Source organism: Mesorhizobium sp. RCC_202, from assembly GCF_041355295.1.
Taxonomy (GTDB): domain Bacteria; phylum Pseudomonadota; class Alphaproteobacteria; order Rhizobiales; family Rhizobiaceae; genus Mesorhizobium.
Window position 1 is genome coordinate 252574 of the sequence record NZ_JBFUPO010000008.1, and the last position, 11601, is coordinate 264174.

The 11601-nt window shown below is 63.8% G+C and carries 6 protein-coding genes; 2 read left to right on the plus strand and 4 right to left on the minus strand.

Features of this window, described 5'->3' with window-relative positions:
- The first annotated feature begins 180 nt into the window (after positions 1-180).
- Both AB6802_RS20025 and AB6802_RS20030 read left to right on the plus strand, forming a co-directional pair.
- Complete coding sequence (locus AB6802_RS20025; protein WP_371011900.1) at positions 181-2550, plus strand: DUF1989 domain-containing protein; 2370 nt, start codon at positions 181-183, stop codon at positions 2548-2550.
- Positions 2551-2888: 338 nt separating this feature from the next.
- A complete protein-coding gene (locus AB6802_RS20030) occupies positions 2889-4598 on the plus strand; it encodes an APC family permease (RefSeq protein WP_371011901.1) in 1710 nt (569 codons plus the stop codon).
- 71 nt (positions 4599-4669) lie between these two features.
- Here AB6802_RS20030 and AB6802_RS20035 read toward each other — a convergent pair whose 3' ends face one another.
- The 4 genes from AB6802_RS20035 to AB6802_RS20050 form a co-directional block, all read right to left on the minus strand.
- A complete protein-coding gene (locus AB6802_RS20035; RefSeq protein WP_371011902.1) occupies positions 4670-6025 on the minus strand; it encodes an LLM class flavin-dependent oxidoreductase in 1356 nt (451 codons plus the stop codon).
- A gap of 200 nt (positions 6026-6225) precedes the next feature.
- Complete coding sequence (locus tag AB6802_RS20040; RefSeq protein WP_371011903.1) at positions 6226-9381, minus strand: efflux RND transporter permease subunit; 3156 nt, start codon at positions 9379-9381, stop codon at positions 6226-6228.
- Between the two features lie 248 nt (positions 9382-9629).
- Positions 9630-10817, minus strand: a complete 1188-nt coding sequence (locus AB6802_RS20045; RefSeq protein WP_371011904.1) for an efflux RND transporter periplasmic adaptor subunit — start codon at positions 10815-10817, stop codon at positions 9630-9632.
- Between the two features lie 14 nt (positions 10818-10831).
- Positions 10832-11437, minus strand: coding sequence for a TetR family transcriptional regulator (locus AB6802_RS20050; RefSeq protein ID WP_371011905.1), 606 nt, complete (start codon positions 11435-11437; stop codon positions 10832-10834).
- Between the last annotated feature and the right edge of the window lie 164 nt (positions 11438-11601).

Consider the following 11601-nt stretch of genomic DNA (forward strand, 5'->3'; position numbering starts at 1 on the left):
GAAGGGCGGATGAGGGGCAGCGCCGGCGTTGGGAGACCAGGCTGATCGGCAGGGCCCACCCGAACGACAGTACCAATGACGACACCAGCTTCTTGCCAAACGCCATCACCCTGCTATTCTTTCAGCGAAAATAAGTTTACACACAGGCAAATTTATTTCTCGCCCGGAGGAGGGTTTGAGATGAGCCAGTCGCCCTACCCTGCCGTCCAATCCGGACCGCCCAAGCCCAGCCTGATCCTGCGGGCCGGTCAGATTGCGTTGCCGCCGGGCATCGAGCGCTACACCATACAAGGCAATGGCGCGGTGCTGATCGACGTCGAGGCCGGCGATAGCGTCAGCGTCAGCAATGTCGAGGGCGGCCAGCCTTGCGAATTGCTGGCCTGGGACAAGTCCGGCGTCACCGATCCAAGCATTTTTGGCGAGCGGGAAAACAGCAATGCCGCCGGCATCAAGGCGCTGCTTGCCGAGGGCGACGACAGCTTGTCAGCGCTGCGCCTCGCCCTGCAACGCCGACAGGTGCAGCTCGACCAGCCCAAGGCCGTTCGCGTCTTCGGCGGCGCCACGCCGGCCGGCACCGAGCAGAGCTTTGCCGTCGCGCGCGACGGCGCGCTGCTGATTGCGGCGCCGGGCGGGCCGATGCTGGTCGATGGCCACAACACCGCAACACCGCTGACGGTGATGGTGCGCCGCGCCACCATCCGGCTGAAGACCAGAGGGCAGCTTGCCGATCCGCTTGCCGATCCGGTGCTTGATCTTCGGGTGAAATCGGCGACCGCCGAGTCCTATTTCGTCAAGGCCGGCGATTATCTGCAGATCATCGATGTCGATGGCCGGCAATGCACCGACTTCCAGTGCTTCTCGGCGCGCAAGCTGGACAAGGGCCGCGACCTGCCGCTCGATGTGACGACGACGCGAACGCTGATGGGCTCGGCCTATCCGATGCCCGGCCTGCATTCGAAATATTACGACCAGGACATGGAGCCGCTGGTCGAGGTGGTGCAGGACACATGCGGCCGGCACGATGCCTTCGCGCTCGCCTGCGCCGCCAAATACTACGACGACATCGGCTATCCCGGTCACACCAACTGCTCGGAGAATTTCAACAGGGCGCTATCCGGCAACGGTGTTGCGCCCCGCGCCGGCTGGATGGCGATCAACTTCTTCTTCAACACCGCGATCGACGCGCATGGCGTGATGGTGTCGGACGAGCCGTGGTCGCGCCCGGGCGACTATGTGCTCTTGAGAGCCCTCACCGATATCGTTTGCGTGTCCTCTGCATGCCCGGACGACACCACGCCGGCCAATGGCTGGGACCTCACCGACATCCATGTGCGCACCTATTCCGGCCAGCACAAATTCTCGCGAGCGATCGCGAGACGCATGAAGCCCGATTCGGAACCGAAAATGACCCGCGAGACAGCCTTTCATTCGAGCTTTGCCAAGCACACGCGCGACTTCGTGGAGTATCGCGGCTACTGGCTTGCGAACTCCTTCGCCAAGGAAGGTCCCATCGCCGAATATTGGGCCTGCCGGCAGGCGGCCGTGATCATGGACCTGTCGCCGCTGCGCAAGTTCGAGGTCACCGGCCCCGATGCCGAAGCGCTGCTGCAATACACGCTGACCCGTGACGTCAAGAAGCTCGGCGTCGGCCAGGTCGTCTATACGGCGATGTGCTACGAGCATGGCGGCATGATCGACGACGGCACGCTGCTTCGGCTCGGCAAGGACAATTTCCGCTGGGTCGGCGGTGACGACTTTTCCGGCGAATGGCTGCGCGAGACGGCGAAAAAGCTTGGCCTCAACGTGCTGGTGCGCTCCTCCACCGACCAGATGCACAACATCGCCGTGCAAGGGCCGAAGAGCCGCGACATATTGAAGGACGTGGTCTGGACCTCGCCGGTGCAGCCCTCGATCGGCGAGCTCGAATGGTTCCGCTTCGCGGTGGCGCGCATCGGCGGCGGCAACGGCGTGCCGGTCGTGGTCTCACGCACAGGCTATACCGGCGAGCTCGGCTACGAGATCTGGTGCCATCCGCGCGACGCCGAAAAAGTGTTCGACGCCGTCTGGGAAGCCGGCCAGCCGCATGGGCTGAAGCCGATGGGCCTGCAGGCGCTCGACATGGTGCGCATCGAGGCCGGGCTGATCTTCGCCGGTTACGAATTCTCCGACCAGACCGATCCGTTCGAAGCCGGAATCGGCTTCACCGTGCCGCTGAAAACCAAGGCGGACGACTTCATCGGCCGCGAGGCGCTGCTCAGGCGCAAGGAGCATCCGCAACACAAGCTCGTCGGGCTCGATATCGATGCCAATATCGCGGTCGGCCATGGCGATTGCGTCCATGTCGGCCGCGCCCAGATCGGCGTCGTCACCTCCGGCATGCGCTCGCCGGTGCTCGGCAAGACGATCGCGCTGGCCAGGCTCGACGTCACTCATGCCGAGATCGGCACCGAGGTCGAGATCGGCAAGCTCGACGGCCACGCCAAGCGGCTGCCGGCGCGGGTCGTCGCCTTCGCCCACTACGATCCGCAGAAGACCAAGCCGCGCTCCTGATAGCGGCAACCCTTGCCTCCTCCCCTTGTGGGAGAAGGTGGATCGGCGCGCAGCGCCGAGACGGATGAGGGGTGCTCCAGGGAACGCCAACGCCTCACTCCCTGGAACACCCCTCGTCCGTCGCCTTCGGCGACACCTTGTCCCACAAGGGGAGAAGGGAAGAAGTGTACGACATTCACAAAACGCTTGACGTGAAAGCGCGCCGGATCAATCTTCACTCCTAAGAAAGAAATACGACTGAGTGGAAACACGACAGTCGTGCGGTCACATGCCGGGGAAAAGCTTCGCAAAGCCGAGGCATCGCCGGCGGGGAACAACAAAAAGGGGAATTCACTGACATGAGCACGATAAGCACGGCCCTGGAGCAGCCTGCCGAAAGCAAGCTGCTCAGGAATATCGACTGGCGTGGCGCCTTCTGGGTGGCAAGCGGCGTTCCTGCGCTGGTCCTGTTTTCGATCGGCGGCATTGCCGGCACCACCGGAACGCTGGCCTTCCTGATCTGGACGGTGTCCATGGTCATGGGCTTCCTGCAATCCTTCACCTATGCCGAGATCGCCGGCCTGTTCCCGAACAAGTCGGGCGGCGCCTCGATCTATGGCGCGACGGCCTGGCTGCGTTACTCGAAATTCATCGCGCCGCTATCGGTGTGGTGCAACTGGTTCGCCTGGTCGCCGGTGCTGTCGCTAGGCTGCTCGATCGCCGCGGCCTATATCCTCAACGCGCTGGCGCCGATCCCGCTGTTCACCGCGGCTTCGCCCGACGTCGTCGCCTATATCGCGGCCCACGCCGGAATCGCGCCGGCCGACGCCATCACTGCGGTGACGGCCGCAGCGACGCCGGCGATCCGCAACTGGACGCTGTTCAGCCATACGCTGGGCCCGGTCTCGTTCACGCTCAACGCCACCTTCTTCATCGGCGCGGTGCTGATGCTGATCATCTTCGCCATCCAGCATCGCGGCATCCTCGGCACGGCCAATGTGCAGAAATATATCGGCCTGCTGGTCATCATCCCGATGCTGATCGTCGGCGTCGTGCCGATTATCACCGGGCAGATCAACTACGCCAACTTCTCGCCGCTGGTGCCGCTGGCCGCCGCCTACGCGCCGGACCCAGGCGCCTGGAATATCGCCGGCTGGACGCTGGTGCTGGGCGGCATGTTCATTGCGGCATGGTCGACCTACGGCTTCGAGACCGCCGTCTGTTACACGTCGGAATTCAAGAACCCCGGCACCGACACCTTCAAGGCCATCTTCTATTCCGGCCTGCTTTGCATGCTCCTGTTCATCCTGGTGCCCTTCACCTTCCAGGGCGTGCTCGGCCTGAACGGCATGCTGGCAACGCCGATCGTCGACGGCTCGGGCGTTGCCGACGCGCTGGCCGGCATGGTCGGCGGCGGGGCACTGATCCACAGCCTGCTGGTGATGCTGATGATCCTGGCGCTGGTGCTGTGCATCATGACGGCGATGGCCGGCTCCTCGCGCACCCTCTATCAGGGCTCGGTCGATGGCTGGCTGCCGCGCTATCTCAGCCACGTCAACGAACATGGCGCGCCGACGCGGGCGATGTGGACCGACCTTTGCTTCAACCTGATCGTGCTGGCCATCGCCTCGGCCGATGCGACGAGCTTCTTCTTCATCCTCGCCGTGTCGAACTGCGGCTACATCATCTTCAACTTCCTCAACCTCAATGCCGGCTGGATCCATCGCATCGACAACGGCCATATCAACCGGCCGTGGAAGGCACCGAGCTGGCTGCTGGGAATCGGGGCGGTCTTCGCCTATGTCAATGCGATCTTCATGGGCGCCGGGGCCAAGGTGTGGAACCCGATGGCGCTGTGGGCGGGGCTCATCACCGCGGCCCTGATCATCCCGGTGTTCTGCTTCCGGCACTACATCCAGGACAAGGGCAAGTTCCCCGACCATATGCTCGCCGATCTCGGCATGTCGGGAGCCGACCTCTCGGTCAAGAAAGCCGGCATGCTGCCCTACCTGACATTGGTCGCCGGCGTGGTGGTGATGCTGCTGGCCAACTGGTACTTCGTCATCTGACGGGCATGGCCTGAACGCCGACGGGCGCGCTCTGGCGCGCCCGTTTGTTTTGCGGTCTCTGGTACCGACCGTCAGCCGGCCTTGCGAATGGTCGCTTGCGCGCCTTCGAAGAAGCGGTTTGGCGGCCGCTTCAAGCCGAGATTCTCGCGCAGGGTCGCGCCCTCATATTCGCGGCGGAAGAGGCCGCGCCGCCGCAGTTCCGGCACCACCTTTTCGGCGAAGTCGTCCAGGCCGGCCGGAAGATAGGGGAACATGACGTTGAAGCCGTCGGAGCCTTCCGCGAGCAGCCATTCCTCCATCTCGTCGGCGATGGTCTGCGGCGTGCCGACAAACGCAAGGCCGGCATAGCCACCGAGACGTTGCGCCAACTGGCGCACCGTCAGATTTTCCTTGCGGGCCAATTCGATGACGCGCTCGCGACTGCTCTTCGAGGCATTGGTCTCGGGTATGTCCGGCAGGGCGGCATCGGGATCGAAGGCCGACGCGTCATGTCCAAGCGCAATCGACAGCGAGGCAATGCCGCTCTCGTAATAGACCAGGCTGTCGAGCCTCTCCCGCTTGGCCCGTGCTTCCTCGACGCTGTCGCCGACGATGACGAATGCGCCAGGCAGGATCTTGATGTCGTCACGGTCGCGGCCGAGTTTCTGCGCCCGGCCTTTGACATCGGCAAAGAAACGCTGTCCGGCCGCGAGATCGCTGTGGGCGGCGAAGATCACCTCGGCCGTTTCGGCGGCTAGCTGCCGCCCCGCCTCCGAGGCGCCGGCTTGTACGATCACCGGCCAGCCCTGCACCGGGCGCGCGATGTTGAGCGGGCCGCGCACGGAGAGATGCTCGCCCTTGTGGGCCAGCACATGCAGTTTCTCGGGGTCGAAATAGAGCCCGCTTTCGGCATCGCGGATGAAGGCATCGTCGGCAAAACTGTCCCACAGGCCGGTGACCACATCGTAGAATTCGCGCGCGTTGTGGTAGCGCTCGTCATGCTCGACATGCTCATCGAGACCGAAATTCAACGCGGCGTCGGGATTGGATGTCGTCACGATGTTCCAGCCGGCGCGGCCGCCGCTGATATGGTCGAGCGAGGCGAAGCGCCGGGCGATGTGATAGGGCGCGTCAAACGTGGTCGATGCGGTGGCGACCAGGCCGATATGGTCGGTGACCGCGGCCAGCGCCGACAACAGCGTGAACGGCTCGAACGACGTTACCGTATGGCTGCGCCGCAGCGCCTCGATCGGCATGTTGAGCACGGCCAGGTGATCGGCCATGAAGAAGGCGTCGAATTTCGCCGCTTCAAGCGTCTGCGCGAAACGCTTCAGATGCGCGAAATTGAAATTGGCGTCGGGATAGGCGCCCGGATAGCGCCAGGCGCCGGTGTGAAGACTGACGGGACGCATGAAGGCGCCAAGTCGCAATTGCCGATTTTCTGCCATGGGAAATGATCCAGCGATGACGAGCGTAGCCGCTCCGATATCGGTGCAGGATCGGCCTGCATCAAGTTCGTGAAAAGGAATTCTGTTTTGCCGGAGCAGCCGCGAGGAGCATTTTTCACCCGGCCCTCTGATGCGGATCATCCGCCACCGGCTTTCACCAATGGCGGATGATTTCAGGTTGCCACCTGTTGTTTCAGTTCCTATTCGGCGGCCAGCGCCAGCTGCGGCCGTTCAGTACCTTCGACGTTTCCTGGCTCCGGCGTCTGTTCGTCGATCTTCACCTTCTTCTTCTCGCGGCCGAAGAACAGCGCGTAGCCGGCCGGCAGCACCAGGATGGTGAGCACGGTGGCGACGAGAATACCGCCCATCATGGCGTAGGCCAATGGCCCCCAGAAGACGGCGCGCGAGATCGGGATCAGCGCCAGCACGGCGGTCAGCGCCGTCAGCATGATCGGCCGGAAACGGCGCACGGCGGCGCCAACGATCGCCTCCGAGCGGTCCATGCCCGCCGCGATGTCCTGGTCGATCTGATCGACCAGGATGATCGAGTTGCGCATGATGATGCCGAGCAGCGCGATGACGCCGAGGATGGCGACGAAGCCGAACGGCGCGCCGCTGATCAGCAGCGCCGCCGCCGCCCCGATGATGCCCAGCGGGCCGGTGGCAAGCACCAGCATGGCCTTGCCGAAATGCTGCAGCTGGATCATCAGCAGCACGACGATGATGGCGAGCATGATCGGCGCCTTGGCCGCGATCGAGGCCTGGCTTTCGGCCGAGTCCTCGGCGCCGCCCTGAATCTCGATATTGTATCCCGCAGGCAGGCCGGCGCGCAGGTCCTTCATGTCGTTGTACATCTTGGTGACGACGTCGTTCGACTGCACGCCGTCCGGCAGCGTGGCGCGCACCGAGATGGTCGGCAGGCGGTCGCGCCGCCACTCGATGCCCTGCTCCATGAAAGGCACGACCTTGGCCACCTGCGACAGCGGCACCGAGCCGCCGAAGTCGGTCGGGATGTAGACGGAGTCGACCGAGGACAGCAGCTTGCGGGTCGCCGCCGGTTCGCGGGCGACGATCGAGACCGTCTCCTCGCCGTCGCGGAAATCGTCGAGCGGCGCGCCGGACATGGTGGCCTGCAGCATCTGGCGGATGCGCTGCGAGGTGACGCCCAATGCACGGGCACGGTCCTGGTCGATCACCAGCTTCATCGCCGGCACCGGCTCCAGCCAGTCGTCATGGATGGCGCCGAGCAGCGGGTTGGCCTGGAACTTCGCCTTCACCTCATCGGCGATGCGGCGAACCTCCTGGCGGTCCGGGCCCATGACGCGCATCTGCACCGGCCAGCCGGTCGGCGGGCCGAGGAACAGGCGATCGACCTTGCCGCGGATCGAGGGGAAATCGTCGGCCAGAATCCGGCGCATCTTGACGATCAACCGCTCGCGCGCCGGCTCGTCCTTGGCCATGACCAGGAGCTGGGCGAAGTTCGGGTTGCGGAGCTGCTGGTCGAGCGGCAGGAAGAAGCGCGGCGCGCCCTCGCCGATATAGGTGGCGATAAAGCGCTTGTCGGGATCGTCCATCATCCGACCTTCGAACGCTTTGGCCTGCTTTTCGACTTCCTTGATCGAGGTGCCTTCCGGCAGCCAGAGATCGACCAGGATTTCAGGGCGCGAGGATTGCGGGAAGAAATTTTGCGGGATGAACTGGAAGGCCCACAGGCTGGTGGCGAAGGTGACCAGCGTCATCACCAGCACGATGATGCGGTGGCGCACGGCCCAGGTGACCGTGGCGCGCAGCCGGCGGTAGAAGCCGGTGTCGAAGACATCGTGATGGCTGCCGGCATGCTTGCGCTGCTTCAGGATCATGTAGCCGAGCCACGGCGTGAAATAGACCGCGACGAACCAGGATACGATGAGCGCGATGCCGACGACATAAAACAGGGTGCGCACATATTCGCCGGCGGTCGACGCGGCGAAGCCGACCGGGATGAAGCCGGCGGTGGTGATCAGCGTGCCGGTGAGCATCGGGAAAGCGGTCGAGGTGTAGGCGAAGCTCGCCGCCTCAATCTTGACCAGCCCTTCCTCGAGCTTCCGCTCCATCATCTCGACGACGATCATGGCGTCGTCGACCAGGAGACCCAGCGCGATGATCAGCGCGCCGAGTGAAATGCGCTGCAGGTCGATGCCGATCTCATACATGATGGCGAAGGTGGCGGCCAAGACCAGCGGGATCGCGATGGCGATGACCAGGCCGGAGCGCCAGCCGATCGACAGCAGCGAGACGGCAAGCACGATGAGCAGCGCTTCGCCGAGCGCCTCCATGAATTCGCTCACCGCGTCCTTGACGACCTGGGGCTGGTCGGAGATCTGGTCGACCGACACGCCATAAGGCAGCGCCGACTCGAAACGCTGGTAGGTCGCCTCCACATCCTTGCCGACATCCTTGACGTTGAAACCCTTGGCCATGACGACGCCGAGCTGAACGCTCTCATGGCCATTGAAGAGGTATTTGTTGTCGTAAGGATCCTGAAGGCCGGAAGAGACGGTGGCGATGTCGCCGAGACGCGTCACCTGGCTGCCGGAACGCAGGCGCAACTCGCGGATATCGGCGGCCTTGGTGACGTCGCCCTCGACCGAGATGCGAACCGAACGCAGGCCGGTGTCGACCGAACCCGCCGGATCGACATTGTTTTGGCCCTTGATGGCGTTCTGCAGGTCGACCATCGTCAGGCCGCGTTCGGCGAGCGCCTTGGACGAGACGTCGATATAGATCTTCTCGGGCTGGTCGCCGATGATGACGGCCTTCTCGACGCCCGGCGTCGTCAACAGCATGTCGCGCGCCTGGATCGCGAATTTCTTCAGTTCCGGATAGGTGAAGCCGTCGCCGCTGATCGAATGCAGCGTGATGAAGGTGTCGCCGAACTCGTCGTTGAAATAGGGACCGAGCAGGCCCTGCGGCAGGTCGCCTGAAATGTCGCCGACCTTCTTGCGCACCTGGTAGAAGGCATCCTTCACCTCCGCGGCATCGGTGTCGCCCTTAACCTGGAGCGTGATGATGGCGCTGCCGGCGCGGGTATAGGAGCGCACGAAATCGAGATGCGGCGTTTCCTGCAGCTTGCGCTCGATCTTGTTGACGACCTGGTCTTCCATGTCCTTGATCGAGGCGCCGGGCCAAATCGCCTGCACCACCATGACGCGGAAGGTGAAATCGGGATCTTCCTTCTGGCCCATGCGCATCAGGCCGAGCGCGCCGGCCAGGATGATCAGCCCGAACAGGAAGCGGGCGATGCTCGGATGCCCGATCGCCCAGCGCGAAAGGTTGAAGGGGCGCTTCTCGGCGCTACTGTCGTTTGTCGTGGTCATGGCGCAAGTCCAGTCCAATTGGCCGGCAAGGCAGGCTTGCCATGCTGTTCCATGAATTCTCGGTCGGGCTTCCGGGCGACGAGACCCCTCAAGCGGAGAGAGATCGCAAATCGCGTGGGACGCGGCACTGCTGCGGGGGAGCCAACATGCCGGCATCTCACGGTCGGGCGTCCGCCGCCCGGAACCCATGCCTTCCCCGGCTCGCGGCTTGATGCCGCGGGAGCGGGAACGGCGTCTGCTGCGCCTGGTTAGTGCAGGCTACTGGTCGTGGCGACATCGTCCTCCGCCGAGGCGGACTGCTCAACGTCGCTGGAAAGCTTGACCTTCAGATTCTCGGTCATGAACTGCGTACCGGCGGCGACCACGACGTCGCCCTGTTTCAGGCCGTCGGCCACTGCGACGCCGTCGGCGGTGAAGTTTGCCACCTTGATCGCACGCGGATGGACCGTGTCTGAGGCGCGGTCGACGGTCCAGACGATCTGCTTGCCATCCTTCTGCGCCATTGCGGTCAGCGGGACCGACACCAGCTGCGCCTTGCTGTCGACCGTCGCCGCGACATTGGCGGTCATGCCAAGCAGCACGCGCGGATCGCTGGGCAGCGAAACCCGAACCGCGAAGGTACGCGACTGCGCGTCGGCGCTGCCCGCCACCTCGCGGACCTTGCCGGCAAGCGTGAGCGCGTCATCCGACCAGAAGCTGGCCTTGACTTCCTTGCCGGGACGGAAGCCGGCGATATCCATTTCCGGCACGGCGATCAGCACTTCCTTCTCGCCATCGACGGCAACCGTCATCACCGGCGTGCCGGCGGCGACGACCTGGCCGACATCGGCGGCGACGGTGGTGACGATGCCGTCCTTGGTGGCCTTGAGATCCGCGTATTGGACCTGGTTCTGCGCCTGGGCGAGCGTCGAGCGGGCGGCATCGCGCGTCGCCACCGCCTGATCGTAAGTCAGCGTCGCCTGATCGAGCTGCGACTTCGGCGCGAAATTCTTGGCGTAGAGCTGCTCGGCGCGCTTCTTGGCGATGTCGACGATTTCGACCTGGCGCTCAGCGGCATCGAGGCTGGCCTGTGCGCTTTTCACCGACAGCGCGTAGTCGGTGGGGTCGATGCGGGCGAGCACATCGCCGGCATTCACATGCTGGCCGATATCGACGAGACGCTCGGTGACCTTGCCGGCGACGCGGAAGCCGAGGTTCATTTCGACCCGGGCGCGCACCGACCCGGAATAGTCGAGCTGACGGGTGGTCTGCGCCTCGCCGATCTCGACCACTTTCACCGGACGGATAATTTCCGCGACCGGTGCGGCCTTCTCCTGGCTGCAGGCGGCAAGCGCGAGCGCGGCGACGATAAGGCCCGCGACTGGCAGCTTGCGGATGATGGAACTGGACAAAGACACCTTAGCACTCCCGAACTGGAGATGATCGTCAACCGGCATCCGGCCGACAGCTTCTATTTCAAGGCCCTGATGGCGTAGTCGATAAGGTCGTCGGTCGTTGCCCTGTTGGTCTTGGCAAGGCACTGCGCCACCATCTGCGGATGGCAGAGAATGACAGTGGCGGCGCCGAAGCAGCGCGAGGCCGTCACAGGATCCTGTCTGCGGAATTCGCCCGCTTCGATGCCCTCGCGGATGATCTCGGCGAAGATGTCATGGATGCTGTCGACATGCTTGTCGATGACGGCCCAGTCGCGCTCAAGCGCGACGATAACCATTTCGTGGACCTTCTGGTCGTCGAGCAGGACTTCCAGCGTCATCTTGTATTGGGCATGCACGTAACGGCGCAGCCGCTCCTCGGCACTGATCGGAAGCCGCGAGATCTCGTAGGCCATGTTGTAGCTCGCGCCGAGCATGCGGCCGCAGACGGCCTGGTGGATTTCGACCTTGGATGCGAAAAAGCGATAGATGTTGGCGGGCGACATGCCGAGTTCGCGGGCGATGTCGGCAACGTTGGTCTTGCCGTAGCCGTAGTGCCGGAACAGCCGCTCGGCGCAGTCGAGAATGCGCGTCACATTCTCTTGCCTGGTGGGATCGGCCGTTATGCTGGCGGCTTCGGACATGGTGCTTTCGTTTGATGAGTGACGAATTTCAATTTTCGTCAGTCGTAAAATGAAAGCGGTGGGGAGTCAACACGAAATCGACGTACGCGTATGGTTGGTGACAGATGGTGACAGTTGGCGAGGGCTCATAGCGACGACGTCGATGGTTGGGTACAGCCGCCTGT